This window comes from Paenibacillus sp. ACRRY, assembly GCF_022346995.1.
Classification (GTDB): domain Bacteria; phylum Bacillota; class Bacilli; order Paenibacillales; family Paenibacillaceae; genus Paenibacillus.
On the sequence record NZ_JAKRNM010000002.1, the window covers coordinates 1 to 26505 of the forward strand.

The following is a 26505-nucleotide window of genomic DNA, read 5'->3' on the forward strand; positions in this document are numbered from 1 at the left end:
TGCCCCCGCAATTATACTTTCCTAACAGAAAGTGATCTGGAACCGTGGTGTAGTTGGCCTAACATGCCTGCCTGTCACGCAGGAGATCGCGGGTTCGAATCCCGTCGGTTCCGCCATTTAATATTTAATACCGCATGCGGACGTGGCTCAGCGGTAGAGCATCGCCTTGCCAAGGCGAGGGTCGCGGGTTCGATTCCCGTCGTCCGCTCCAATTATTTTGCGCCCTTAGCTCAGCTGGATAGAGCGTTTGACTACGAATCAAAAGGCCGGGAGTTCGAATCTCTCAGGGCGCGCCATTATAAAACTTATTTGCCGGCGTGGCGGAATGGCAGACGCGCTCGACTCAAAATCGAGTGGGAAACCGTGGAGGTTCGAGTCCTCTCGCCGGTATAACATAACGGGATGTAGCTCAGCTTGGTAGAGCACCTGGTTTGGGACCAGGGGGTCGCATGTTCAAATCGTGTCATCCCGATCTTAAGAAATGGACTATCTTACTATAGATAGTCCATTTTTATGTTTTTCTAAAATAATGAGTAAAGTACTTTGGCTCTGCACATTGGGTTAATTTTGCATAAAGCATAATCCTTTCGGTCACACTAGGTTTAAAAAAAGTGATAGAAGGGGTTCATGTGAACACGTTCAAATTCAGAAAGCAGTTTAAAAGACGATGGCGGCGGTGGAAACGAACGGCATGGATGGCAGCCTCATTGGTGGCTATTACTATCTTGGCATACAGCGGGTTGTCGATATCATCTCATATTGAGCGGTTGTTAACCACTAACTTCAGTGAGGCCGCTACAGCTATGGCTCCAGTCACGGAAGAACGTTCCAAAGAAGAGGTACAAAGCATAGTGGGACAGCTCGGTTCCGAGACGGATCGTTTAACTTCTGTGGTTATGGAGACGCATTATATTTGCGGAATTGAAACGGAACAATTGGGGAAAATGGGCATACCTCAATTAAAAGTGTTACTTCAGCAGCATCCGGAGTGGGAGGCTGAGGTAGTGTCTACGGATACATTGCAAATTAAGAAACAAGTAGATGATCTTTCACCACTATGCAAGGAACAGGCGTATATAAGTGTGGATGCAATAGGTAATCTTAACCTTTACGAAGGCCGACCTGCAGAAGAAAAAGTAATTCGTACTTTTTTTCAAATGGACGTTGGATCGATGGAGAGTTCTCTGCCTGAAGGGGTACTGGAGCAGCTACAGCAAGGTATCCGTGTACAAGACAAAGATGAATATAATAGCGTGATCTCGACGTTTAGCGATTATGCCATTGATGGGCCACATAAAGAAGAGCTTCGAAATGGTGGATGATTGGATAGCTACCAAAGTGGTCATACCGAGAGGTCAATCCTGGGGCATCGAAAGATGTCCTTTTTGTCGTAGTAAAAATAACGAGTCGACAAGTAGAAGCACATCGTGTAGAAAAGCAAGTATTATGCCGAACCATGCACTACCGAGAATAGACAAAGTTTTTCCTGTCGCAGGGTCTATCTTTTGTTATAATGAAATGAACGATACATATGTTCGCTTTATTGTAAGGGAGAGATGGTTTTGCGTTTTTTGGGAATTGACCCGGGGATTGCAATTGTCGGTTTTGGATTTGTGGATAAGATCGGTAGCAAGGTGGTACCCGTACAATATGGCTGCATTCAGACTGAAGCTCATACACCGGAAGAAGAACGGTTGCTTCACGTGTATGAAGGCATGGTGCAGTTGATCGATAAATACAAACCAGATGCAGTAGCACTGGAGAAACTTTTCTTTAATAGGAATGTAACTACAGCGATGTCTGTCAGTCAGGCAAGAGGCGTTATGGTGCTTGCTGCTGCTCAGAAGGGACTGCCTATAGCGGAGTATACCCCAATGCAGATCAAACAGGCGATTGTAGGATACGGTAAGGCAGAGAAACGGCAGGTGCAGGAAATGGTCAAAATGTTTTTGCGTTTGCAGGCTATACCGAAGCCGGATGACGTAGCGGATGCTCTAGCTGTGGCTGTATGTCACGCGCACTCATATACATTAAATTCCAAGTTGAATGAGGTATTGCGAAAATGATTGATTTTCTAAGAGGACAGTTCGTACATGTAGAGAATGAATATATTGTGCTTGATGTTCATGGCGTGGGATACCGTGTATTTTGTCCAAATCCGTTTGCGTTTGCGAAGCAGGAAGGCGAGATCACGGTGTATACCCATCATCATGTGCGTGAAGACGCGATGCTGCTGTTTGGGTTTGTTACACGGGAAGAACAGCGTTTGTTCCGCAAACTGATTGAAGTGTCCGGAATCGGACCGAAGGTGGCACTGGGTATATTGGCAGGAGGTACGCCAGACCATGTCGTTACAGCGATCTATCAGGAGAACCTGACTTTCCTGACGAAGTTGCCGGGTATCGGCAAAAAGACAGCACAACGCATGATTTTGGATTTGAAAGACAAGCTGGATGGCTTCGGCGCAGCGGCTTATGCTACAGGTTTGTTTGCCCCACCTTCTGAGGAAGCGGGAAGTGGTTCGGCCTGGGATGAGGCTCGTGACGGTTTGAAGGCTCTCGGTTATACAGACAGTGAGCTCGATAAAGTATGGCTGAAATTGAAGAAGGATGTTACATCGGCTGATTCTGTTGATGTGTTGATGAAACGTGCGCTGCAAATGCTGTTTACGGGATAGTTAAATTTGCATATATATTATAGCAGTAGCCCGCACAAAAAAAGGTAGGGATGAACATGGATGACCGGATTATTTCCGCCAACCTGATGATGGAGGATCAGAATGTTGAACTGAGTCTTCGTCCCCGGTATCTGAATGAATATATCGGACAAAACAAGGTCAAGGAAAATTTGAAAGTATATATTGAAGCTGCCAAATTACGCAATGAAGCATTGGATCATGTGTTGCTTTACGGTCCGCCTGGGCTTGGTAAAACGACTCTTGCCAATATCGTTGCCAACGAATTGGGCGTAAACTTGCGTACCACATCGGGACCGGCAATTGAACGACCGGGTGATCTGGCTGCGTTGCTGACGAATCTACAGGAAGGCGATGTCCTGTTTATTGACGAAATTCATCGTCTGCATCGTACCGTTGAAGAAGTAATGTATCCAGCTATGGAGGACTCTGCCCTTGATATTATGATCGGAAAAGGTCCAAGTGCCCGTTCCGTTCGATTGGATCTTCCACCATTCACCCTGATCGGGGCTACAACGCGCGCTGGATTGCTGTCTGCACCACTTCGAGACCGGTTTGGTGTAATCAGTCGGCTGGAGTTTTATACCGTGGATGAGCTCGCTTATATCGTCTCACGATCTACAGAGATTTTGGGCGTCGAAATTGTTGGTGATGCTGCAGAAGAGATTGCTCTGCGCTCCCGCGGGACACCGCGAATTGCCAATCGTTTGCTAAAACGGGTACGTGACTTTGCCCAGGTAAGGGGTGATGGAATCATTACTCAGGCACTGGCTGAAGAAGCATTGAAACGGCTTCAGATTGACCCGCGCGGCTTGGACGAGATCGATCACAAGATGCTTACATCCATGATTAACAGTTTCCGCGGAGGACCTGTTGGTCTGGACACGATTGCAGCTACTATTGGTGAAGAGAGTCAGACGATTGAGGATGTCTATGAACCTTATCTTCTGCAAATCGGTATGATTCAGCGTACACCAAGAGGCAGAGTTGTTACGGATCTGGCTTACCATCATCTTGGTTTGCCTATACCACCGAAGGACGGAAAGTAAACCGGGTTTTTGTAGTTCTTAAAAAACAAATTGAAGTTTTTACGGAAACTTCCCGATATAACGTGTAGAAACAGCATGGAGAGGAGTTTAAACGTGGGGAAAGCATTACAAAAGAAGAAGTGGAGTCGGCGGTTAAAGGTACTCGCTGCTGCTCTCTTAACAGTGGGATGTCTGCAAGTGCCCGCTTTTGCTGCAGAGAGCAACGGGCAGATGATTCGGGTAGCCATGTTTGCGAATCTGGGGAGCACATATAAGTCAACAACACCTCTCATTACACTGGAATCAACCGGTAAGTGGAGTATTGGATCAGAGGGTGGGGCGGGAGTAACACTTCCTGCTGGTCAAATTCGCTTCAGTGCAGATGGCTTCCGCGTGAAAGTGCTGGAAACCGGAGACTTCAAGACTACAGCAGCAGCAGCAAAATTGCTGCAGGCGACCAGTGATAAACCATTGCTGTTCACTACGACGCTGAGCGGTAAGGCCACATATCAACTATACACAGGAAATTATGCGACAGAAGCTTTGGCTACTCAAGCCGTTGCACGAGTGCAAAAGGTGGCAGCAGCTGGGCTTGGCGGTCAAAAACCGGTGGTAACTGGAAACAAACATTTGTCAGCAGGGAGCTATAGTTCGCTTCAGGAAGCTGAGGCTGCACAGGGATCGCTCTTAGCCGCTGGAATCAATGCCTTTACCGTATTGCAGCTCAGTGGCGGGTCTCAAGGATATTCAGTATGGGTTGGGGAAGCCGTAACGGATGCCGAACTAGCAACATTGAAAAAAACGGTGGAAGTCAAGGCACCGGGCGTGAGCTTAACACCTGTATCTGACAGTAATGTGCTCATCATTCGACAGGATGCGGGTCTCAGCACAGACACGCTGAAAACTGCTCCCCATTACACGATTGCAGGCAGTGAAGCAAAAGCTTATGTGCAGGGTGATGGAAGTGGGATTAAAGTGTTGGAGCGCTCAGAGCGGACATACCGGGGAGACATGGAAGTTAGTATTGTAGGCGGAGATTTAGCTTTGGTCAACGTTGTTCCGCTAGAGCAGTATTTATACTCGGTTGTAGGAGCTGAAGTCTATTCCTCTTGGCCGGCAGAGGCTCTGAAAGTTCAGGCTGTCGCAGCTCGCTCTTACGCGCTTCAACAGGGAGAACGTTTCAAAATCGCCAATGTTGTGGATACGACACTCAGCCAAGCGTATAACGGAATAGGCTCGGAGAACGATAAAGTAACAAGCGCCGTAGACGCAACAGCTGGTGAAGTCATCAAAAGCGGCGGTAAAATCGTTGAGGCTGTGTTCTCTTCCAATGCTGGCGGCGAAACGGCACATCCGTCCGAAGTATGGAACGGGGGTGCAGGGGTATTCAGTAATGTGGACAGCCCTGGGGATGCATCAGCTCAGGCGGGTTTACATACATGGTACCATGTGCTGCTAAGTTCAGGGGTTAGTGGATATATCCGTGAGGATAATGTGAAAGAATTGACAACTAAAACAGAGGCGGGCTTGTCCAAAATAACCGTCACTGCCCAAAACACCAATGTACGTCCCATTCCACTGATTCAGTCCACGGTTGAACCGGTGGCCAAAATGAACCCGGGCACCGAGGCTGTTGTTTTGGCGAAAGTGGCTCAATCCAATGATTACGCGTGGGTAAGAGGACCATTTACCTCCGCAGCGTTGGTTAAAGCATTACAAGGAAAAACAACGACCACCGTTCCGGCATCCATCTCAACCTTGGAAGTCACAAAGCGTGGACCTTCAGGAAGAGCTCTTGAAGTGAGTGCAAATGGACAACCTTTGACAGTCAAATATGCAGATACATATCGTTCTGCACTTGGAGGATTGCCGAGTACTTTATTTGATATTGCAGGGACCGGAAGTTATACTGTATTAGGCGCTGACGGGCAAACCTCAAGCAAAACCGGCTCAAATGGTGCTGCTGTGTTGTCCGCTTCTGGAACGGGAACCTCATCGGGTAATGCTCTTGTCGTTATGAGCGGTGATGGTCAAGCCAGAGCAGTAACCCAGGGTCAAACCTTCATGTTTATCGGTCAGGGTAATGGTCATGGATTGGGCTTGTCACAATGGGGAGCCAAAGGTATGGCAGATGAAGGGTATGATTACCAGACAATATTGAAACACTATTATCAAAATGCGACTATTGTTAAGGAATGAATTGAAAATGAATGTGAACTTATATGATTTTGAATTACCAGAGCAGCTGATTGCACAGACACCTTTGCTGGATCGTACGGCATCGCGGTTGCTGACTTTAAACAAGGAGAACGGTGAGGTTAACCATCGCTCGTTCCCGGATATCATCAATTTTCTAGAGTCTGGCGACACATTGGTACTGAATGACACACGGGTATTGCCAGCACGACTGTTTGGTACAAAAGAAGATACCGGAGCCAAAGCAGAGGTACTCCTGCTGAAAAATGTGGAAGGAGACCGCTGGGAAGCTCTTGTCAAACCAGGGAAGAGGCTGAAAGCCGGATCCGTTATTGTATTCGGTGATGAGCTTAAGGCTATCATTGATGAAGAGGGAGAAATGGGCGCACGGACGCTCACATTCTCCTATAATGGAATCTTCCAGGAGATCCTGGATCGCTTGGGCGAGATGCCATTGCCTCCTTATATCAAAGAGACTCTGGATGATCGCGAAAGATACCAGACGGTATATGCAAAGCATGAAGGATCCGCAGCGGCCCCAACGGCTGGGCTGCATTTTACGGATGAGCTGCTGGATCAGATCCGTGCCAAAGGAGTCAATGTTACTTTCATTACGCTTCATGTTGGACTCGGAACGTTCCGCCCAATGTCTGTTGATGTTGTGGAAGATCATGAGATGCACGAAGAATATTACTCCATGTCTCAGGAAACGGCGGACCTGATTAATGAAACGAAGAGACGTGGTAACCGTGTATTTGCAGTAGGTACGACGAGCTGTCGAACGCTTGAAACTGTAGGAAGCAAGTTCGAAGACGGTGTGCTTCAGGAAAGCAGCGGCTGGACCAAAATCTTTATCTACCCAGGTTACACCTTCAAAGTTATTGATGGCATGCTTACAAACTTTCATTTGCCGAAATCGACACTTGTTATGCTAGTTAGTGCACTTGCAGGCAGAGAACATATCATGCATGCATATGAGCAGGCGATTCAAGAGAAATACCGCTTTTTCAGTTTTGGCGATGCCATGTTAATCTATTGATTCACAGGCATACCGAGGCTAACGATTAATTTTAGAGGATGATTAAAACCAATGGCAGCAATTACGTATGAACATATCAAAACATGTAAACAATCCGGTGCGCGTCTGGGACGTGTACATACACCGCATGGTATTATCGAGACACCAACCTTTATGCCTGTTGGTACGCAGGCGACTGTAAAAACGATGAGCCCTGAAGAGTTGAAGGAGATGGATGCACAGATTATTCTGAGCAATACCTATCACCTGTTCCTCAGACCAGGACATGAGATTGTTCGCCAGGCTGGCGGTCTGCACAAGTTCATGAACTGGGATCGGCCAATTCTGACGGACAGCGGCGGATTTCAGGTGTTTTCCCTCAGTGAGATGCGCAAAATTACAGAAGAAGGCGTTCACTTCCGTTCCCACCTGAATGGGGATAAGAAGTTCCTTTCACCTGAGGTGGCCATGGAAGTTCAGAACGCACTCGGCTCCGATATTATGATGGCATTTGATGAATGTCCTCCGTATCCGGCTGAATATGAATATGTAAAAAAATCACTCGAGAGAACGAGCCGCTGGGCGGAACGTTGCCTCGAAAGTCATGCTCGTCCGCATGATCAAGGCCTGTTTGCTATCGTACAGGGAGGCATGCACGAAGATTTGCGCCGTCAGAGCGCCGCAGATTTGACTTCCATGGATTTCCCGGGGTATGCTATTGGTGGACTGAGTGTTGGAGAGCCGAAACATTTGATGTATGGTGTATTGGATTACACAGTACCCCTGTTACCTTCCAATAAACCACGTTATTTGATGGGAGTAGGTTCGCCCGATGCATTGATTGAGGGATCGATTCGTGGAGTGGACATGTTCGACTGTGTACTGCCTACCCGGATTGCCCGTAACGGAACAACAATGACAAGCCAGGGACGACTCGTTGTTCGTAACGCCAAGTTTGCAACAGATTTTGGTCCACTGGATCCTGAATGCGATTGCTATACTTGTCGTAACTACTCCAGAGCTTACTTGCGTCATTTGATCAAAGCGGATGAAACATTTGGCTTGCGTTTGACGACCATTCATAATCTTCATTTCTTGCAGAATTTGATGCGCAATGTGCGCAAAGCCATAATGGAAGATCGTTTGCTTGATTTCCGTGATGAATTTTTCGATCAATATGGTCTTCATGACAATGACAAAGGTTTCTGATAGGTTTTGCAGAACCGGAGAAACACGCAGTATCTGTAAGTATAGTCGATAAGGGGGAGTTTTGAATGTTCCAGGTAATGCCTTTAACAGCAGCCAACGCAGGCGGTGGAATTGTATCATTGATTGTACCTTTGGTACTCATGGTTGCGATTTTCTACTTCTTGATGATTCGTCCACAGAACAAAAAGCAAAAGCAGCGCAATGCGATGCTGAACCAGTTGAAAAAGGGCGATAAAATTGTAACGATCGGTGGCCTTCACGGTACAATCGCTGAAATTACGGACGATGTTGTTGTACTTCGTGTAAACGATGTAACCAAGCTTACATTCGACCGTAATGCGATCAGCAGTGCAGTGAGTCGTGAAACCGCTGTTGAATAGATTATTGTAGTTTGTTGCAGAGAACCGGATCTCTTAGGAGATCCGGTTCTCTTTTTCTTTTTCTCTGTATGGTCAATGAGTCAAACTTCTACGATCTGTGTGTATTCACTCCGAAAATTCCTCCGAGTGCAGAAATCAAAAATGCGCTTGCAAGCTGCAGACTGTCTTTCCAATTGAATGAAGCATCCAAAGCGAGGAAACCTATAAGCAATACGATCAGTCCATAAATGATGCCGGTTAGCCCTCCATGGTACCAGCCTTTTTCGCCAGACCGTTTTCCCGCTACAAATCCTCCAACCAGCAAAGACAAGCCATGAACGACATACGTGTAAAGCGAAAGTTCTTGCTCCCGCATGCTGCTCATCCAGAGAAAGAGGGAGAGGATTAACGCTCCCAGTAACATCCATACAAATGCGTGGCAGAGGCCCGATAATATCGGATTGGACATTCGAAACGAAATCACTCGGCGAATCAGCTGCATGAAGCAACCCCCTTGTACAAGTTTGAAATTATTACATTGTATGGTCAAGCCTCACGAGTTATGAACTGAATTTTCCATTAAATGAACAATCAAGATTCGCATGGGCATACCTGGTTCAGGTCAAAATAGGGATTACGCTTCAGGTATCTGTTTTGTAAATCAGATGTGAAGGAGGGACCATGTTATGAATTTTTCGGATATAGGAGCGCATATTTTTCGAACGATTCTCATGTATTTTATCGTCTATGGAGCCATTCGGGTTATGGGGAAAAGGGAAATAGGCAAGCTGTCCATGTTCGATCTGGTTGTGTCCATTATGCTTGCTGAGATAGCGGCATTTGTCATAGAGGATACGGATAAACCGTTGTCTCACGGCATTGTGCCCATGGTGACCGTACTTGTTGTCCAGATTGGCATGGCCTTTCTAAGTCTCAAGAGCCGTCGCTTACGACTCATGATTGATGGAAAACCGACGGTACTCATCTCCAAGGGCACACTCCATCGTGATGAAATGCGTAAACAACGATATAATTTGGATGACCTGCTGCTGCAGTTGCGTGAACAGAATATCGACAGTATTGGAGAAGTCGAATTTGCCATTTTGGAAACGACCGGGAAGCTAACCGTTATCCCCATGAACAACTCTTCTTCTGGTCAAGGAAACAGTTCATCGCAAAATAACATGAAAAAGCCTAGGCAGGACAAGGTCGATGGCTTTCAAAATATTAAATACGAGGGTCTTCCCCTGCCGTTAATTATGGATGGTAAAGTCCAAGATCAAAATCTGGAGCTGATTCAGAAAACACGTTTTTGGCTGAAGAATCAGATTCAACAGAAGGGTGTGCTCGATTTCAAGGATGTGTTTATATGCTCCATCGACCATAATGGCAAAGTATTCGTAAGCTTGAAGGATGATAAAAAATAGCGATAGCCTCCTTATTTCCGAGAACGCCGTTGGAACCAGGAACCAATGATCGGCATTCGGGAGAGATCATGAAAGTCAATCATGCGGGTCATGCCCATCACAATAAAATAAACAATGAGACCAGCAGCAGGGGCAAGAATCATTCTTAGCCAGAAGGGCAGCAAAATAGCCGTATGTTCGTAAACCAAAAGAGTTGCTGCTCCCATGATGACCATGCCAGTTGCTGTTTTGACCCAATCCATCATTTTGAACCGGAACTGAAGTAAATTGCGCACACTTCTGGCATGTAATAGAGTAACCACAGTTGAGTTCACACAGATAGCAATCACTGCACCGAAAATGCCGTATTCGGGTTTGGATGCAAGCAGCAAAATCAAAGTAATTTTGATTACCGCACCGATAAATGTATTGAGGAGAGCTTTTCCTGGACGATCGAGTGCCTGTAGAGCAGCTTGAAGAGGTGCCTGAATGTAGATAAACAGAGCAAAAGGAGCCATAAGTTTAAGCATGCTTCCAATCGATGCATCATTATACAGTACTAAACACATCGGTTCGGCAAGCACATACATAAAAACAGAAAAAGGGGCACCTGTGACGAGTGCAAGCCGCAGTGCCTGATGCATTCGTTTATGGATGAGGGCGCGATCACCCTGCGCGGAAGCTTCAGACAGGGAGGGAACAAGTGATGTGGCAAGTGATGAAGTCAGTGCACCCGGCAGCAGCAGCAGCGGAATGATCATGCCTTGTAACGCACCATATTGTGCGGTTGCCAGTCCGCGGGATATACCTGCAAGAGCCAGACTCTGAGCGGTGACGATGGTTTCAGCAAGGTAGGAAAGTGAGCCTACAAGTCGGCCTGCTGTTACGGGAACAGAGATGGCTAAGAGGCGCCTGATCAATCCTGTTTGTGAAGCATTCGCATCAACGGGTATTGTGGGTGAAGGAACATTTGCATTCGGTGGTATCAGATGATTGGAGCGCTCAGGATCCTTTTTATGTCTGTTATAATTCCATAGCAGTACAAGCATGCCGACAAATTCACCGACGAGTGCTCCGAGCATGGCTCCTGCAGCTGCCTGAGCAATACCTTGTGGGAGAAGCAGCCAGGAAAACCAAATCACGCATATAATCCGTACAATGGTTTCCGTAATGGAGGAAGCGGCAGTAGGAATCATATTCTGCTTGCCCTGAAAATACCCGCGATACACCGCGGATACAGCTATGATCGCAATCATCGGACTCATGCTTACAAACGTATGATACACCCTCTCATCCGTCAGAACATAACGTGTAACCCACGGGGCAAAGACAATGCATAGAAACATGAAAACAACGCCCAAGGTCAAGGTGAAGCTTAGACTAATCTGTAATATGCGCTGGGGAGAATAGCGGTTGGCGCCTGTATCAGCTTCAGCAACGAGTTTGGCAACGGCAAGCGGGATGCCTCCGGTAATTAATGTGACGAGTACGATGAAGAAAGGATAGCTCAGCTGATACAAACCAACCCCTTCAGCTCCGATCACGCGAGGCAGCGCAATACGGGGGATAAAGCCGAGAATGCGATTAATTATGCCTGCGGCTAGCAGGATCATGGCTCCCTGGATAAATGTCTGTTTCTTCAAAACTACCCCTCTTTCCCGGTTGAAAGTAACAGGTCTCGTAAACGGGACAAAGCCGTTGTTCTTCATCCTATGCCAGTCCACTGTCTTCTCATGACAACTTGGACTCTATTAACAAAAAGATCCAGATTGGGCAAGCAGGAATCTGAATGTATGAAGTCGAATCATGTAATATTGATGCCGCATAAAGGCTTGTGCGTAAGAAGGGAGGCGCTCCCCGCTTGGAAGAAATGAACGATATGGAGCTGGAAGAATCCATTGAGATGTTATGTCGCAGCAAGGCGGAGGAATTAAGGCTTGTCGGGTACGAATATGTGACCAGCAAAGATGTCTGGAATTGCGTTAGTCATAAATATGAAAAACAGGGCATTCCACCGCTTCACCAACTGGTGAACGACATTTTGTCACTGAAAGCAACAAGCTTTATGAACTTTATGACCGTTTCTGCATACCGGGGGTCCTCTTTCTAACGAAAGGGATCTTTTTGTGTTGGAAATTGACTGCTTTTTACGGCATCGCTATAATAGGAATATTGAGAATGAAGGGGGATCTAGGAACGGCATGAAGAGAATTGTCAGTTTCATTCTGGTCGTGCTTGTGACCACAGGAGTCATGTTGGGCACAAGTCCGGGCCTGCTCAAAAATATTCGCTTGGGCCTCGATTTAAAGGGAGGCTACGAGATCTTATATGAAGCAGAGCCGCTGGAACAAGGGCAGCAAGTTACCAAAGCTTCTTTGGTACAAACTGCAAGAAGTCTGGAGAGCCGTGCCAATGCGCTCGGAACAAGCGAGCCGGAAGTAACTACAGAAGGAACCAACCGGATTCGTTTGAAATTGGCTGGCGTTACGGACGAGGAAGAAGTAAGAGCCAAAATGAAAGAACCTGCCGTCCTGACTTTCCGTAGTAAAGGAGAGAATGACAAGGAAGGCGAGTATACGAAGATTGAGCTTCGAGGAAATGAATTTGTTGAGAACGGCGCAAAAGTGACTTTCAATCAGCTGAATGAACCAATGATTGATATCCAGGTCAAAGATAAAGCGAAGTTCTCGGAAGTTACCAAACGTCTCATCGGACAACCTCTTGCCATCTATCTGGATGATCAGTTGCTGTCTGCCCCAACCGTACAACAGCAATTGACTGACGGTTCGGCACAGATTACAGGCAATTACACACGTGAGGAAGCGAATCAGCTGCGTGACACCATTAACCTGGGTGCACTTCCTCTGAAACTTACAGAGAAATACTCGCAAAGCGTTGGAGCAACGCTGGGTAAATTGTCTCTCGACCAAACGATTAAAGCGGGCTTGATCGGTTCCGTTATTATTTTAGTGTTCATGATTGGGCTGTATCGCATTCCGGGGATCATCGCAAGCTTTGCCTTGATCACACATACGTGGCTGGTACTAGCGATCTTCTATATGGGAGAATTTGTGCTTACCCTTCCGGGTATCGCAGCATTTATCCTAGGTATAGGGATGGCGGTTGACGCCAACATCATTACGTACGAGCGGATTAAGGAAGAAATGCGGAGTGGTAAATCGATTTTGTCTTCAGTTAAGGCGGGAAGCAAGCATTCCTTCCGTACTATTATCGATTCCAATATCACAACCATCATTGCTGCGGCCGTTATGTTTTTCCTGGGTACAGGCGCAGTCAAAGGTTTCGCGCTCGTGTTGATTTTTGACATCGTCACCAGCATTATCACGAATATTTTCTTCTCCCGCTTCCTGTTGACCCTGCTTGTGCGGGCTAACGTGTTGAAGAAGCCTAAGTACTTCGGAGTGAAGGAGAGTGAAATTCGTGCGCTTTAATTGGAACCATGATTACATTAAAGGCAGTAAAATTGCCTATACGTTCTCCATTATTTTGACTTTGGCAGGGATTATCAGTTTGTTCTCCCTTGGATTAAATTATGCGGTTGATTTCCGCTCAGGTTCGAATGTGGACATTACCGTTTCCAAGGCGATTACCTCAGAACAGGTTACTCCGATTATCGAAGACCTTGGTGTCAATGAAGGCGACGTAAATATTACGCCAGGTGCCGACCGAGTTAACGTTCGTTTCTCCAACGTATTGGATGAGACACAAGAGAGCAAGTTCAAAGAGGAATTCACCAAGCTGGACCCGGAGGCTTCTTATGAAGTCAATACCGTAGATCCGGAAATGGCCAAAGAACTCGAACGTAACGCAATCTATGCGGTCCTTATCGCAAGTATCGGAATCATGATCTATGTTGCGATTCGTTTCGAGTGGCGTTTTGGACTGGCGGCCGTTATTGCGCTCTTCCATGATGCATTTGTCGTCATTAGTGTGTTCTCCATCTTCCGTTTGGAAGTGGATCTGACCTTTATTACCGCTGTACTGACGATTGTCGGTTTCTCCATTAACGATACCATTGTTATTTTTGACCGTATTCGGGAGAACCTTCGTTTCGCCAAGAAAACAACAAAAGCAGACTTGCGTGAAGTGGTTAACCGCAGTTTGGCTCAAACGATGACGCGCTCATTGAACACGACATTTACAGTGTTTGCAGCATCCATCTGTTTGTTTATCTTCGGTGGAGAGTCCATTCGCATGTTCTCGCTTGCGATGGTAATCGGGACACTGTTTGGTGCATATTCATCCATCTTCATCGCTGCACCACTGTGGCTGGTTCTCAAAGGAAAACAAGTGGACAAGCCGAAAACGGCAGCCAAAGCATCCAACTAAACATCTTATTTGCAAGCCGCGTCTGTCAGGCGCGGTTTTGCAACTTTAGGTACAGAATGAAGGGGGAATTTCCATGACCAGAGAACGTATTCCAGCTGCTCAAGCGGCAACGTGGAGTGGTATTGCCGGGAATATGACACTTGCAGTGATCAAGGCTGGCGTCGGTTATATGGCGAACAGCAAATCGTTGCTTGCGGATGGTCTGTATTCTGCCTCGGAAGCTGCTTCCTCACTGGCAGGTCTCTTCCCCTCGAAGTCTGTACAGGATAGGAACACAGTACGCCGGGAAAAGGCCAGAGAGCATTCGCGCATGGCGAGGCCTGGGATTACGGTGCTGCTGTCCGTCCTAATACTTATGGGAGGCCTTCAGATTGCGATCTCTGCTCTGACCGGATTGACTGGGGATGAGCCTGGCGAATCGGCTAAATACGATCATGCACTTATCGCAGCTTTTGCTGCACTTGCCGTGAGAGAAGCTATTTTCCAATTTCAATATCGATATTACCGCCGGCGCAATCAGTCGCAGGCACTGTCCTATGCTCAGGAACATCGTCGTGCGTTATATTGTTCGCTTACCGTACTCGTAGGCATTGCAGGTTCAATGGCTGGTGAAACGATGGGGATTCATGTTTTGCTGTATATGGACCCAGCGGCTGCACTCATTGCTTCCTGCTTCGTGCTTCACAAGGGTTACCGTATGATTGTAGATACCGTCTATGGCTCGCTCGTTCAGGAACTGGAACAGGAGGAGGCCATGGATTTCAAGGAAACGGTACAACGGGTTTATGGTGTTATTACGATTGAACATCTGACTGCCCGGGAACAGGAACATGCTGTAACCGTTGAACTGGTCATTAGTGTGAATCCGAGAATTTCGGTGCTGGAAGCACAGGAAATTGCCAATCGGGCCAAGACATTACTGTTAACCCGTTTTAGTCATGTAAAAGAAGTACAGATCCAGGCTATCCCTTATGATCCGGGATATCCTTACAAATCCAATCATGAACTGCCCGATCATGAAGCGACATTAATTCAGTAATGAAGCGCGGGTCCCGTAGATCAGGAAAGGAGCGTTATCATTGCTTTATTCGCAATACCGGTGGAACACACCGAATATCGATTTGGAGGCGGCTGCGGGACTCTCGCAGGCGCTTTCCGTTTCAGCACTTGTTGGACGTTTGCTGGTTAGCCGGGGAGTCCATAATGAAACTGAGGCAGAGCGGTTTCTTCATCCCGATCTGGGGCAGATGCATGATCCTTATCTGCTTCGGGGCATGAATGAAGCTGTACCGCGTATCCGACTTGCGCTCGAGCGTGGTGAACATATCTTAATTTACGGAGATTACGATGCAGATGGTGTGTCCAGTACTTCTCTGATGATCCATTTAATGCGGCATCTTGGGGCATCCTATGATATCTACATCCCTCATCGGTCCAATGAAGGCTATGGATTGCACAATCATGCGCTGGACTGGGCCCATCAGCAAGGGGTTTCGCTAATTATAACGGTCGATACAGGAATCAGCGCGGTGGATCAAATTGCATATGCAGCAACACTCGGGATGGAAGTCATCGTAACAGACCATCATGAACCGCCTGAGATTCTTCCAGAAGCGTTTGCTTTGATTAATCCCAAACTTCCTGATTGTCCCTATCCTTTCAAAGGCTTGGCCGGTGCCGGAGTAGCCTTGAAACTGGCACAAGCCCTAATCGGTGAGGTACCTGGTGAATGGATGGAGATTGCTGCCATCGGTACCGTCGCGGATCTCATGCCGCTTGAAGGAGAGAACCGGGTTATTGTCAGTTATGGCGTTGAGTCCATGCGGGGATCACGTCTGCCAGGCATAAGTGCGCTGCTTGAGATTAGTAACGTAGATCAAAGCCAGGTTACATCAGTGAACATTGCCTTTGCGATGGCTCCCCGTATTAATGCCAGTGGTCGTTTGGATCATGCAGGAAGAGCTGTTTCGCTTCTTACAACCGAGAATCTGGATGAGGCTCATATGCTTGCAGGTCAACTCGATCTGTTGAATCGGGAACGGCAGCAGGTTGTCGAGGGCATAGTCCAGGAAGCCAGCGCGCAGTTGGAACAAAAAATCCAGCTTCGTTCCGGTAAAGTTCCCGATGTGATCGTTCTTGCGGGAGAAGGCTGGAATGTGGGGGTTGTGGGCATCGTGGCTTCCAAAATACTGGAACGCTATTATCGTCCGACGCTCATCTTGGGAATAGACCCAGAGACGGGGATATGCAAAGGCTCTGCCCGCTCCATTGATGGTCTGGATATCTATGAGGCACTAACTGCTTGTAAACATACAATGGACCACTACGGTGGACATCCGGCAGCTGCTGGCATGACTCTTCATCGGGATCAACTTGAAGAGCTGGAGTCGGGGTTGAATGAGTTTGCAGCCGACGTTCTGACGGAAGCGGACTTTATGCCTGAGCGACTGGCAGACGACGAGTGTACAATTAGTGACGTGCCGCTGAAAGTCATTCAGGAGATTGACAGACTTCAACCTTTCGGCATGAGCAATCCTTCGCCTCGTTTTGTTTTGAGGAATGTTATGGTAAAAGAAACACGAACGATGGGCAGGGAGAAACGGCATCTGAAACTGGTTCTCGAACAAGACGGGCAGCAGCTCGAAACCGTTGCTTTTGGCAAGGGAGCTTTAGCAGAATTTTTACCTGCGGGTACTCTTATTGATGTATTGGGCGAATTGTCCATCAATGAATGGAACGGGATGCGCAAACCGCAATTGATGCTTCAGGACATCCATGTTCCACACGCTCAAGTCTTCGATTTGCGTGGGAATGCCGATCCACTGAACGCGATGAAACAGTTCTTGGGTTCACTTGAAGTACATCTAAGGTATACGTCAGGCTCAATAGGTGCGATTGTCCGGAAGGATATCCATGTTTCTGAGGGAAATTCATTGTATGAACCGTGCCTTTGGGTATATGATAGAAAGGTCGGGTTATTTCCGTATAATGCTGCTGCACAGCATTATGGACAGGAACAGGTCCGGACGTTATTTGTGTTTGATACGCCGGAAACCCCGGAACAACTTGATGCCATGCTGGCCATGTTCAGCGGAGCCGAGAATATCATCCTTCTGCACGGATCAGGCAACCGCCGAGATCGCCTTCAGATGCCTTCCAGAGACCTCTTCAAGCGTATTTATATGCTGGTGTCGAAATGGAGAGCTGAACCGGTAGAGGAACAAGAGATTACTCCTGTGCTCAGTCGTCAGTGTGGATGTTCGCTGCGTATGATTACCATGATGCTGGATGTGTTTGAAGAATTATCGTTCATCATCCGCAAGGATGGCAAAATATCGTTTGTGGACAACCCGCCCAAACGCGATCTGGCTTCATCCCGTCATTATCAGGCACTGGAAAACATGGCCGAGACAGAACAGGTACTGCTGGATGCATCTACACCGCAGCTGACACAATGGATGATATCCCGGATGAAGGGCGTATCTTAGATGGAAGTTGTGTATTTATTTTAGGAGGAGATTATTTTGGATTTTAAAGAGTATATTCGTGTCATTCCTGACTTTCCACAACCGGGAATCAGCTTCAAGGACATTACGACATTGTTGAAGGATGGAGAAATGTACCGCAAGGCGATCAATGAGCTGAAAGTAATGGTTTCTGATCTCAAAATTGATGTCATTGCTGGACCTGAAGCACGTGGTTTCGTTGTGGGCGCCCCTCTGGCATACGCTCTTGGTGTCGGCTTTGCTCCGATTCGAAAAAGTGGAAAACTGCCTGGAGAGACGATTGAAGTAGGTTATGATCTCGAATATGGCAAGGATACACTTGCGATGCATACCGATGCAATTGAAAAAGGACAAAATGTCCTGATTGCTGACGATCTGCTGGCAACAGGTGGAACGATTGCAACTTCCGTTAACCTGATTGAACAATTGGGAGGCAAAGTTGTAGGTGCGGCATTCCTGATTGAGCTGTCTGACCTGAATGGACGCGCCAAATTGCCGGAGATCGATGTATTTACGTTGATGAACTACTAAGATCCCTGCATGCGTGCTGTCTCACCACTATAAAGTGCATCTCCCGTTTCCCGGGAAATAATATACAGCATTAATGATTATTAAAAAGCCTGCTTTCTCATTTCCTGGGAATTGAGAAAGCAGGCTTTTTGGTGTTTATGTTTGCAAAGCATCCGGAATGCGATGAAAATAATCCAGCAAGGATCAGTCCGGGGTTTTCTCCGTCAGAGGTTGTTTCTCCGATTGGTCATTAGACCATCCGAGTACTTCGAACAATTTGAACAACAGGCTCAGCAGGATACCGACAATGGTAGCCAGTGCCATCCCTTTCAATTGTACTCCATAGATGGAAACCTCAGTTCCACTTAGTCCAATCACAAGTACAAGTGTTGTCAGCAAGAGGTTCGTTGGTTTGGCAAAGTCTACTTTTTGCTCGACCAAAATACGCAGACCAGATGCTGCAATGACCCCGAACAGAAGCAGGGATACACCACCCATAACAGGTACTGGTATGTTGGCAACAAGCGCCGAGAATGTCCCTGAGAACGAGAGCACGATCGCAATGATCGCTGCGCCACCAATGACGTAGGTGGAATAGACTCTTGTAAGTGCCATAACACCGATATTTTCACCATAAGTTGTATTCGGCGTGGATCCAACAAAGCCGGACAGAATAGTGGAAACCCCATTTCCGAGCAGGGAACGATGGAGACCAGGGTCCTTGGACAGATCCTTGCCTACAATGCTGCTCGTTACGAGCAGATGTCCGATGTGTTCTACAATAACAACGAGAGCCACGGGCAAAATGGTGAAGATTACGGACCAGTCAAACGTAGGCGTCGTGACTGTTGGCATGGAAATCAAATTAGCACTTGCAATCTTTTCCGTTTCGACTGCATCCATAAAGTACCCAAGGACATATCCGGATACAATCCCGATCAGAATGTGAATGATTTTGGGAAATCCACGGAAGGTTACGGCTCCAATTACAGTGATACCGAGAGTAACCATGGATAAAATAATAGGCTTGGCCTGAGGAACCCAGTTGGGGTTGTTCACAGGGTCAGAATTGATCAGCCCAGCCATGCCCGCTGCAACAGGCACGAGTTCCAAACCGATCAGGGCTACGATAGCTCCCATGACTGCCGGAGGGAACACAACATTAATCCAGCCCGTCCCGGCATATTTGATGATAAGAGCGACAAGACAGAATACAATGCCTGTTATAATAAATGCTCCGAGGGCCATGGAGTAGCCGTTACCCGGATGCGATTCTATAACAAATGTAACGGGCGCGATAAAAGCAAAGCTGGAACCCAGGTATGCTGGTATTTTGCCTTTGCACATCAATATGTAAAGCAATGTTCCGATACCGTTCATCAACAGGATCATGCTTGGATCAACCCCGAACAGGTTGGGTACAAGCACTGTGCTGCCAAACATGGCAAACAAATGCTGCAGACTGAGCAGGGAGCCAGATCCTAGTGGCATCTTCTGATTAACCTGAATTTCGCGTTGCAATGAACATTCATCTCCTTTTCCGAAACACAAATCTTCAATAGATTACAGAGTTTCTCTTAATTAAGCAATAACATTTTTTGCGATTTGGCTTCGAATGTACGTTTTTTAGCAAATATTGATTCTATTTCGTATATAAATGGCCATAATATTTAAGATAAAGGCACGGTTTAATCCCGTTAAGCGGATTAGGGAGATATGGATGGACCAGTCATAAATTCTTTAAAAAAATTGGATATACGCTCTTATTCGTCAGCAGTTGACGGGAAACGGGCGAAGCGTCATAATTATAGGAAATTACTTTTACGGGGAACCTGTGTTGATGCATTTGTCACGGGTTCCATTTTGTATAGAAAGGACACGGAACAGATCAGAATGGGCATAGAGCAATTACTCGAGAAGGCCGGAGCTTATATCAAAGAACCCGATCTGGTGCGCATACGTGAAGCTTACGAATTTGCTGATCAGGCCCACCATGGACAGATGCGTAAATCGGGAGAACCGTATATCCTGCATCCGCTTGCGGTTGCCGACATTGTTGTGAACATGCAGATGGACACCATCTCCATTATTGCAGCGCTTCTTCATGATGTTGTAGAAGATACTACGGTATCGCTTGAAGAAATCCGCAATCACTTCGGCAATACGTGTGCCATGCTTGTTGACGGCTTGACGAAGCTGGAACGTATTCAGTTCCGCTCCAAGGAAGAGCAGCAGAACGAAAACTATCGTAAAATGTTCATCGCCATGGCGCAGGACATCCGTGTCATCGTTATCAAATTGGCTGACCGCCTGCACAATATGCGGACCCTCAAATTTCAATCGGAAGAAAGCCAGCGCAGAATTTCTTATGAGACGCTGGAGATTTTCTGTCCCATTGCCAACCGTTTGGGTATCTCTGCGATCAAATGGGAAATGGAGGACATTGCTCTCCGTTATTTGAATCCGCAGCAATACTACCGTATTGCAAATCTGATGCACAAGAAGCGTGCAGAACGTGAGCAGTACATCGATACGGTGATGGACGGAATCACGACCAAGCTTGATGAGATGGGAATTCAGGCAGATCTGTCTGGTCGACCGAAACATATTTACAGTGTGTTCAAAAAAATGACAACGAAGAACAAGCAGTTTAATGAAATCTACGATCTGCTTGCGATTCGTATTATTGTGGATAATATCAAAGATTGTTATGCTACCCTCGGCATTATACACACATTATGGAAACCGATGCCTGGGCGTTTTAAGGATTACATTGCAATGCCTAAGGCTAACATGTACCAATCGCTTCATACAACGGTGGTTGGCCCGAATGGGGAGCCGACTGAAGTTCAGATTCGGACATGGGATATGCATCGTACTGCCGAATTCGGGATTGCGGCCCACTGGGCCTATAAGGAAGGTGCAGCAACCGGAAATAATTTTGAAGATAAAATTACATTCTTCCGGGAGATCCTTGAGCTTCAAAATGAAGCGCAGGATGCATCTGAATTTGTCGAATCCCTTAAGATGGATTTCTTCTCTGATTTGGTATTTGTATTTACACCAAAAGGTGAAGTCATCGAGTTGCCTACAGGCTCCGTGCCGCTGGATTTTGCGTACAGAATTCATACCGAAGTGGGAAACCGTACGATTGGTGCCAAAGTCAACGGTCGCATTGTTCCACTTGATTACCATCTGAAGACTGGAGATATCATTGAGATCCTGACGTCCAAACATTCATATGGTCCAAGTCAGGATTGGCTCAAAATTGCGAAATCATCCCATGCGAGAGCCAAGATCAAGCAGTGGTTCAAGAAGGAACGCCGCGAAGAAAACGTTGAAAAAGGCCGCGAAAGCTGTGAACGCGAGCTGAAACGTATGGGGCTGGATCCTTCTGCGTGGATGACGGATGACAAATTGATGGAAGCATGCAAAAAATACGCGTTTAACGATATTGATGACATGCTTGCAGCGGTTGGATTCGGTGGTATTACTGCTGCACAGATCGTGACCAAAGCAACCGAGAAATTGCGCAAGGAACAGGAAGAGTCGAGCTTGCTCGAATTGAATTCCGAAATGCGGGAGCTGAAGCCTGCACCTGAACGCAAGAATCGTCCTACCAACGGCATTCGTGTCAAAGGCATCGATAACTTGCTCGTTCGCTTTGCACGCTGTTGTAATCCTGTCCCGGGTGATGACATTATCGGTTACGTTACGCGCGGTCGTGGGGTATCCGTGCACCGCAGCGACTGTCCGAACATTCCTTCAAGCGGGGATGGAGAGGAAGCAGCACGCGTCATTGAGGTGGAATGGGAAGAAAATATTGAGGCCAACTACAGTGTCGATATTGAGATTACCGGACATGATCGCAATGGACTGCTCAATGAAGTGCTTCAGGCCGTTTCCGAAAGTAAAACAAATATATCTGCCGTCACCGGACGGACAGACAAAAATAAATTAGCATTGGTGCACGTTACAATCCTGATCCGCAATACAGAGCATCTGCATTCTGTCGTCGAACGGATCAAACGGGTAAAAGATGTCTATTCCGTGCATCGGATTATGCAGTAAGGAGCCTGTCAGATGAGAGTGCTTGTACAACGTTGCAAAGAGGCTCAGGTTACAGTTGGTGACGAAATAACGGGACGGATTGAATCCGGGGTCATGCTGCTCGTAGGTATTACTCATGAAGACACGGAGAAAGATGCGGTGTATCTCGCAGACAAGGTGGCAGGACTTCGAATTTTCGAGGATGATCAGGAAAAGATGAATCTTAGCCTAATGGATGTGGGTGGCGCAGTCCTTTCGGTCTCGCAATTTACACTATATGGCGACTGTCGCAAAGGGAAACGCCCGAGTTTTGCGGCTGCAGCCCGGCCAGAAGCCGCTGAGGTGTTATATGAGACCTTTAATCAACTATTGAGGGATAAAGGCATTCAGGTGGAAACGGGGAGATTCGGAGCCATGATGGATGTGTCCTTCACCAACTGGGGGCCCGTGACTTTAATGCTGGAGAGCCCGCTCCGTCAGGAAGCACGTGCATAATTCACCCGGGATCAGGCCATAATGAGGGATAGTTCTAGCACTAGCATAAGCTGATCAAAGGAGTATCTCTCACTATGCGTCAATCTGCCAAGGTAACACGTTCCCGTACGGAACCACTGCTTATCCCAGGGAATCTGTATGAGTCACTGAAATTAGCTCGTGCAGCTTCTGAATGTGTGGCTACAATCTGGTCTACCCAGGATTCGGACAAGGGAGAACAGAGTCACCTGCCGCGTGCCTAGTTATGATGAAAGAAAAGCTGTAAGCAGGCAGTCATTTTTATATGTTGAAAGCTTACTCGTATAGCAGCAAAGCCGAAAGCCTTGATTCGATACTCGGATCAGGGCTTTTTTATGTGATGTTTTCGTTTCCGTGTTGGAAATAAACTCAATGATCGATTGCTTAAGCTGTTATAAACAGCTGCAGTTAGGGTAATAACAACACGAGGCACATGATTGTGCCGAGGTTCAGGGTTTGTACATGGATTTACTGAATTTGTAGATTACAAAATTCTGCAAAACCCGAATATGAAAAGATTTTTCGAACACGGAAAGGAGAACATACGTTATGAGTAAAGTTGCTTTTTTATTGGCGAACGATTTTGAAGATTCGGAAATGCAGGTCCCATATGATGAGGTGAAAAAAGCCGGACACGATGTGGAAATCATCGGTTTGAAGGCAGGAGAAACGCTCAAAGGTAAAGGCGGCAAGGCCTCCTATACTTCAGACAAGGCGATTGCAGAAGTGTCGGCATCAGATTACGACGCTGTGGTCATTCCAGGGGGATCTTCTCCTGAAAATCTGCGCACGGATGCGAACATTCTGAAGTTTGTAACGGAGATTAACAGTGCGAAGAAGCCAATCGCAGCCATCTGCCATGGCCCGCAAATTCTGGCCAGCGCTGATCTGCTCAAAGGGCGAACCATTACGTCCTATCCTCCACTTAAGGATGATATGGTCAATGCGGGTGCTGAATTTAAGGATCATGAGGCTGTAGTGGACGGTAATTACATTACATCGAGAACACCAGCCGATGAGCCTGCATTTGTTCGTGAACTGTTAAAAGTCATATAATCGGTCACGGGTAAACGATTTAACTTGTTTATCAAGTTAATCTGCACAATACATGATGTAATTTATTCCGACAAAGGAGGGTTTGACATGGCAAAGCATATTCAGGCATATTTTCGAACCGAAGATGAGGCGGAGGGTGCTAGAACTTCACTTCAGACGTTTCGGACCGAGCATTTGGAGGTAGGACAGCTGGACAGTGCGGTTGGCAGAGACAAACGCATCTTGCTACCGCTGGTGCCTTATAATACGGCGGGTGGCGCAGGTACAAATGGAACCATGGGTGTGGGTACAGCGCCTGGAGTCCCTGCAAGTGAAAACGTAGTTCCAGTGGTTAGTAATGTGGATCGTAATGCTGACCGGGATGTACGCGACAATGTGAATACGGATGGTGACCTGCTCAGAGCGGCGGACGTCTCCTCGGAAGATTATGATGATCTGCATTATGTTTTGTCAGCCAAAGTCCAGGACGAGGATTATGATGAAATTGTTCATAAGCTTCGCTCCAACAATGCCTATGTGGAAGAATTGAATTAACATGTAGATCATAAAAGAGCCCCTGCGACGCCTGACTTCATTTCGTGTCAGCGCGATCGCAAGGGCTCTTCTCTATAAGTTTACTTTTATAATATTAAAGCGCTATCATTTTTGTAATATTACTGTAATATTAGTTACATAAGGCTTTAACATAGGGCGTTTATAATAACAAGCATGACCCCCTTTTTTTATATATCCTTTGAGCCTGCACACCGTGTGCAGGCTTTTTTTTGCTGTCTTTTGATGTTAGCCCTTGACTTTAGTACTGCGGTTCATTACAATCAGAAAATAATATGTTGACTAAAGTCAATATCAGTCGTTTTCTTGAATTATATTACTGATTTGATGACGGGACCAAGTACTCCGTGCCCACATGAACAGAGAGGAATCCCTTGGCTGTAAGGATTCTCTTGATGAGCGGACGAATGACTTCCCCGAGAACAGACGGCGAACACATCAGAGAAGATTCTGATAGCCATTAGCCGGCCTGCGCAGGACGTGCGTTACACGTAGAGCGGAACGATGGTCTGATCGGATTGCAGCAAGGCAGTCCTTGATAATCAGATGATCACCTGAACGGCGAAAGTGTCAGGAGTTCCGGAATGTGGGTGGTACCACGGGTGAATGTATAAACACAATCTCTCGTCCCTTTGTTTGCTGTATGCAGCGACAGGGCGAGGGATTTTTTTGTTATATAGAGAAAATAGAAGCTGGAGGGATGAAAGATGGCTTTTCAGAAACCAACGGGAACACAGGATTTGCTGCCTGGCGTAGTGGAGAAATGGCAGTTTGTCGAAGAGAAAATTAAGGATCTGTGTCGCCGTTTTAATTATCGGGAGATCCGCACACCCATTTTCGAACAGACTTCACTGTTTGAGCGAGGGGTAGGTGAAACAACCGACATCGTTGAAAAAGAAATGTACACGTTCAAGGACAAGGGTGATCGCAGCATGACGCTTCGCCCGGAAGGAACCGCCGGTGTTGTACGTGCTTTTGTAGAGAATAAGCTGTATGGGGAGCCAGATGTCACGAAGCTTTATTATGTAGGTCCCATGTTTCGTTATGAGCGTCCGCAAGCAGGACGCCAGCGCCAGTTCCACCAGTTCGGGGTAGAGGCATTCGGAGCAGTAGATCCGGCAATCGATGCAGAGGTTATTGCACTTGGTTATCAGTTCTGTGTTGAACTGGGGTTGAAGGATGTCAAAGTTGAAGTAAACTCGGTTGGTAATGCGGCAAGCCGTGCTGCTTATCGTGAAGAGCTGCTGGGCTTCCTGAGACCGATGAAGGATACCTTGTGCAAGGATTGCCAAAATCGCATGGAACGCAACCCGCTTCGCGTCCTCGATTGTAAGGTGGATCAGGACAAATTTGTCGGTGCCCCTTCCATTCTGGATAGCCTGGACGAGGAAGCAACGAACCACTTTGCCAAAGTTCAAGGATTCCTGGATGATTTCGGGGTGGATTATGAAGTGAACACGCGTCTTGTGCGCGGACTTGATTATTACACCATGACAGCATTTGAACTAAAGGCACAGGGGATTGGTGCCATTGATACCGTAGGTGGCGGTGGCAGATATAACGGCCTCGTTGGGGACATCGGCGGACCGGATCAACCGGGCATCGGTTTTGGTATCGGTCTGGAACGTATTCAACTGATACTGGAACACCAAAACATTGATGTAAGTGCCCTCACCCCGCTTGATGTGTACTTTGTTGCCCTTGGAGAAGCAGCAGATCGGGAAGTAAACCGTCTGTTGTTCAAACTTCGTCAGTCTGGTCTCTCAGGTGAACGTGATTATCTGGGGCGCAAGATGAAAGCTCAAATGAAGTCAGCGGATCGTTACAAGGCCCGTTATACGGCAATTCTTGGCGATGATGAGCTCGAACGCGGGGAGATTGCACTCAAGGCAATGGATACAGGTGAACAGCAAACCGTAAAACTGGAAGAGCTGATTGCAACCATTCAGGGAGCCAAATAAGATCGAACAAGCCAGGTAAGTTAAATTTAATATCAATATGATTCGGCAGCTTTACGGGGCCTGGAAGCCATTCAACCTAGATTTTGCCCAAAAATG

Annotated in this window: 24 protein-coding genes and 5 tRNA genes; 26 read left to right on the plus strand and 3 right to left on the minus strand. The window is 47.0% G+C overall.

Annotation, left to right across the window (positions count from 1 at the left end):
• Positions 1-38 precede the first annotated feature (38 nt).
• The 13 genes from MH144_RS09220 (at position 39) to yajC (ending at position 8526) form a co-directional block, all read left to right on the plus strand.
• Positions 39-116, plus strand: a tRNA-Asp gene (locus MH144_RS09220).
• Between the two features lie 20 nt (positions 117-136).
• Positions 137-211 (plus strand) — tRNA-Gly (locus tag MH144_RS09225).
• 8 nt (positions 212-219) lie between these two features.
• Positions 220-296, plus strand: a tRNA-Arg gene (locus MH144_RS09230).
• 15 nt (positions 297-311) lie between these two features.
• Positions 312-390: transfer RNA gene (locus tag MH144_RS09235), tRNA-Leu, on the plus strand.
• An 8-nt stretch (positions 391-398) separates the two neighbouring features.
• Positions 399-472: transfer RNA gene (locus MH144_RS09240), tRNA-Pro, on the plus strand.
• A 157-nt stretch (positions 473-629) separates the two neighbouring features.
• Entirely contained in the window at positions 630-1322 is a 693-nt protein-coding gene (locus MH144_RS30965) for a BofC C-terminal domain-containing protein (protein ID WP_239299333.1), read from the plus strand.
• Positions 1323-1562: 240 nt separating this feature from the next.
• Positions 1563-2066 carry a crossover junction endodeoxyribonuclease RuvC gene (gene ruvC / locus MH144_RS09250; protein WP_056701196.1) on the plus strand — a complete coding sequence of 168 codons (504 nt, stop codon included), beginning with the start codon at positions 1563-1565 and terminating at the stop codon, positions 2064-2066.
• Positions 2063-2677 (plus strand): Holliday junction branch migration protein RuvA, encoded by a 615-nt coding sequence (gene ruvA, locus MH144_RS09255; RefSeq protein ID WP_095289470.1) that lies wholly within the window; start codon positions 2063-2065, stop codon positions 2675-2677. The genes ruvC and ruvA overlap by 4 nt, the downstream gene beginning before the upstream one ends.
• Positions 2678-2733: 56 nt before the next feature.
• Positions 2734-3744, plus strand: a complete 1011-nt coding sequence (ruvB, locus tag MH144_RS09260) for a Holliday junction branch migration DNA helicase RuvB (protein ID WP_110822920.1) — start codon at positions 2734-2736, stop codon at positions 3742-3744.
• Positions 3745-3819: 75 nt separating this feature from the next.
• Positions 3820-5922 carry a SpoIID/LytB domain-containing protein gene (locus MH144_RS09265; protein WP_275440050.1) on the plus strand — a complete coding sequence of 701 codons (2103 nt, stop codon included), beginning with the start codon at positions 3820-3822 and terminating at the stop codon, positions 5920-5922.
• 7 nt (positions 5923-5929) lie between these two features.
• Positions 5930-6958 carry a tRNA preQ1(34) S-adenosylmethionine ribosyltransferase-isomerase QueA gene (gene queA, locus MH144_RS09270; RefSeq protein WP_239299337.1) on the plus strand — a complete coding sequence of 343 codons (1029 nt, stop codon included), beginning with the start codon at positions 5930-5932 and terminating at the stop codon, positions 6956-6958.
• A gap of 51 nt (positions 6959-7009) precedes the next feature.
• The gene (gene tgt, locus MH144_RS09275; protein WP_095289474.1) at positions 7010-8146 is read left to right on the plus strand and encodes a tRNA guanosine(34) transglycosylase Tgt; all 1137 of its coding nucleotides are present in this window, start codon (positions 7010-7012) and stop codon (positions 8144-8146) included.
• A gap of 65 nt (positions 8147-8211) precedes the next feature.
• The gene (yajC, locus tag MH144_RS09280; RefSeq protein WP_239299339.1) at positions 8212-8526 is read left to right on the plus strand and encodes a preprotein translocase subunit YajC; all 315 of its coding nucleotides are present in this window, start codon (positions 8212-8214) and stop codon (positions 8524-8526) included.
• Positions 8527-8614: 88 nt separating this feature from the next.
• Here yajC and MH144_RS09285 read toward each other — a convergent pair whose 3' ends face one another.
• Positions 8615-9007, minus strand: coding sequence for a TIGR04086 family membrane protein (locus MH144_RS09285; protein WP_095359806.1), 393 nt, complete (start codon positions 9005-9007; stop codon positions 8615-8617).
• A gap of 184 nt (positions 9008-9191) precedes the next feature.
• On the opposite strand from MH144_RS09285, the gene MH144_RS09290 reads away from it, so the two are divergent.
• Entirely contained in the window at positions 9192-9932 is a 741-nt protein-coding gene (locus tag MH144_RS09290; RefSeq protein WP_239299341.1) for a YetF domain-containing protein, read from the plus strand.
• Positions 9933-9943: 11 nt separating this feature from the next.
• On the opposite strand, the gene spoVB is transcribed toward MH144_RS09290, so the two are convergent.
• Positions 9944-11554: a stage V sporulation protein B gene (gene spoVB / locus MH144_RS09295; RefSeq protein ID WP_239299343.1), complete on the minus strand. Its 1611-nt coding sequence runs from the start codon at positions 11552-11554 to the stop codon at positions 9944-9946.
• A 227-nt stretch (positions 11555-11781) separates the two neighbouring features.
• Between spoVB and MH144_RS09300 the strand changes: the two genes are divergently transcribed.
• From MH144_RS09300 to MH144_RS09325, 6 genes are all read left to right on the plus strand, one after another.
• Positions 11782-12021: a post-transcriptional regulator gene (locus tag MH144_RS09300; RefSeq protein WP_095289489.1), complete on the plus strand. Its 240-nt coding sequence runs from the start codon at positions 11782-11784 to the stop codon at positions 12019-12021.
• A 91-nt stretch (positions 12022-12112) separates the two neighbouring features.
• Positions 12113-13363, plus strand: coding sequence for a protein translocase subunit SecD (gene secD, locus MH144_RS09305; protein WP_095359803.1), 1251 nt, complete (start codon positions 12113-12115; stop codon positions 13361-13363).
• Positions 13353-14261, plus strand: a complete 909-nt coding sequence (gene secF, locus MH144_RS09310) for a protein translocase subunit SecF (RefSeq protein ID WP_239299345.1) — start codon at positions 13353-13355, stop codon at positions 14259-14261. The genes secD and secF overlap by 11 nt, the downstream gene beginning before the upstream one ends.
• A 73-nt stretch (positions 14262-14334) precedes the next feature.
• The gene (locus MH144_RS09315; protein WP_239299346.1) at positions 14335-15300 is read left to right on the plus strand and encodes a cation diffusion facilitator family transporter; all 966 of its coding nucleotides are present in this window, start codon (positions 14335-14337) and stop codon (positions 15298-15300) included.
• 40 nt (positions 15301-15340) lie between these two features.
• Positions 15341-17749 carry a single-stranded-DNA-specific exonuclease RecJ gene (gene recJ, locus MH144_RS09320; protein WP_239299347.1) on the plus strand — a complete coding sequence of 803 codons (2409 nt, stop codon included), beginning with the start codon at positions 15341-15343 and terminating at the stop codon, positions 17747-17749.
• Between the two features lie 36 nt (positions 17750-17785).
• Positions 17786-18298 carry an adenine phosphoribosyltransferase gene (locus MH144_RS09325; protein WP_095289483.1) on the plus strand — a complete coding sequence of 171 codons (513 nt, stop codon included), beginning with the start codon at positions 17786-17788 and terminating at the stop codon, positions 18296-18298.
• A 183-nt stretch (positions 18299-18481) separates the two neighbouring features.
• On the opposite strand, the gene uraA is transcribed toward MH144_RS09325, so the two are convergent.
• Positions 18482-19798 carry a uracil permease gene (gene uraA / locus MH144_RS09330; protein ID WP_239299348.1) on the minus strand — a complete coding sequence of 439 codons (1317 nt, stop codon included), beginning with the start codon at positions 19796-19798 and terminating at the stop codon, positions 18482-18484.
• Positions 19799-20170: 372 nt separating this feature from the next.
• Here uraA and MH144_RS09335 point away from each other — a divergent pair, with 372 nt between their 5' ends.
• From MH144_RS09335 to hisS, 6 genes are all read left to right on the plus strand, one after another.
• Complete coding sequence (locus tag MH144_RS09335) at positions 20171-22348, plus strand: RelA/SpoT family protein (protein ID WP_239300523.1); 2178 nt, start codon at positions 20171-20173, stop codon at positions 22346-22348.
• 12 nt (positions 22349-22360) lie between these two features.
• Complete coding sequence (gene dtd, locus MH144_RS09340; RefSeq protein ID WP_095289486.1) at positions 22361-22822, plus strand: D-aminoacyl-tRNA deacylase; 462 nt, start codon at positions 22361-22363, stop codon at positions 22820-22822.
• 74 nt (positions 22823-22896) lie between these two features.
• On the plus strand, positions 22897-23064 hold the full coding sequence (locus MH144_RS09345; protein ID WP_239299349.1) for a hypothetical protein: 168 nt from the start codon (positions 22897-22899) through the stop codon (positions 23062-23064).
• Positions 23065-23389: 325 nt separating this feature from the next.
• Positions 23390-23896, plus strand: coding sequence for a type 1 glutamine amidotransferase domain-containing protein (locus MH144_RS09350; RefSeq protein ID WP_095289487.1), 507 nt, complete (start codon positions 23390-23392; stop codon positions 23894-23896).
• A gap of 87 nt (positions 23897-23983) precedes the next feature.
• Positions 23984-24430: a hypothetical protein gene (locus MH144_RS09355; RefSeq protein WP_239299350.1), complete on the plus strand. Its 447-nt coding sequence runs from the start codon at positions 23984-23986 to the stop codon at positions 24428-24430.
• 725 nt (positions 24431-25155) lie between these two features.
• Positions 25156-26409 carry a histidine--tRNA ligase gene (hisS, locus tag MH144_RS09360; RefSeq protein WP_095289506.1) on the plus strand — a complete coding sequence of 418 codons (1254 nt, stop codon included), beginning with the start codon at positions 25156-25158 and terminating at the stop codon, positions 26407-26409.
• Positions 26410-26505: the final 96 nt, after the last annotated feature.

What these genes read in the sequence shown, in the direction of transcription:
- ruvA (WP_095289470.1), top strand. Translation starts at nt 2,063, where the DNA reads ATGATTGATTTTCTAAGAGGACAGTTCGTACATGTAGAGAATGAATAT.
- ruvB (WP_110822920.1), top strand. Translation starts at nt 2,734, where the DNA reads ATGGATGACCGGATTATTTCCGCCAACCTGATGATGGAGGATCAGAAT.
- MH144_RS09265 (WP_275440050.1), top strand. Translation starts at nt 3,820, where the DNA reads ATGGAGAGGAGTTTAAACGTGGGGAAAGCATTACAAAAGAAGAAGTGG.
- queA (WP_239299337.1), top strand. Translation starts at nt 5,930, where the DNA reads ATGAATGTGAACTTATATGATTTTGAATTACCAGAGCAGCTGATTGCA.
- tgt (WP_095289474.1), top strand. Translation starts at nt 7,010, where the DNA reads ATGGCAGCAATTACGTATGAACATATCAAAACATGTAAACAATCCGGT.
- yajC (WP_239299339.1), top strand. Translation starts at nt 8,212, where the DNA reads ATGTTCCAGGTAATGCCTTTAACAGCAGCCAACGCAGGCGGTGGAATT.
- MH144_RS09285 (WP_095359806.1), bottom strand. Translation starts at nt 9,007, where the DNA reads ATGCAGCTGATTCGCCGAGTGATTTCGTTTCGAATGTCCAATCCGATA.
- MH144_RS09290 (WP_239299341.1), top strand. Translation starts at nt 9,192, where the DNA reads ATGAATTTTTCGGATATAGGAGCGCATATTTTTCGAACGATTCTCATG.
- MH144_RS09300 (WP_095289489.1), top strand. Translation starts at nt 11,782, where the DNA reads ATGAACGATATGGAGCTGGAAGAATCCATTGAGATGTTATGTCGCAGC.
- secD (WP_095359803.1), top strand. Translation starts at nt 12,113, where the DNA reads ATGAAGAGAATTGTCAGTTTCATTCTGGTCGTGCTTGTGACCACAGGA.
- MH144_RS09315 (WP_239299346.1), top strand. Translation starts at nt 14,335, where the DNA reads ATGACCAGAGAACGTATTCCAGCTGCTCAAGCGGCAACGTGGAGTGGT.
- MH144_RS09335 (WP_239300523.1), top strand. Translation starts at nt 20,171, where the DNA reads ATGGGCATAGAGCAATTACTCGAGAAGGCCGGAGCTTATATCAAAGAA.
- dtd (WP_095289486.1), top strand. Translation starts at nt 22,361, where the DNA reads ATGAGAGTGCTTGTACAACGTTGCAAAGAGGCTCAGGTTACAGTTGGT.
- MH144_RS09345 (WP_239299349.1), top strand. Translation starts at nt 22,897, where the DNA reads ATGCGTCAATCTGCCAAGGTAACACGTTCCCGTACGGAACCACTGCTT.
- MH144_RS09350 (WP_095289487.1), top strand. Translation starts at nt 23,390, where the DNA reads ATGAGTAAAGTTGCTTTTTTATTGGCGAACGATTTTGAAGATTCGGAA.
- MH144_RS09355 (WP_239299350.1), top strand. Translation starts at nt 23,984, where the DNA reads ATGGCAAAGCATATTCAGGCATATTTTCGAACCGAAGATGAGGCGGAG.
- hisS (WP_095289506.1), top strand. Translation starts at nt 25,156, where the DNA reads ATGGCTTTTCAGAAACCAACGGGAACACAGGATTTGCTGCCTGGCGTA.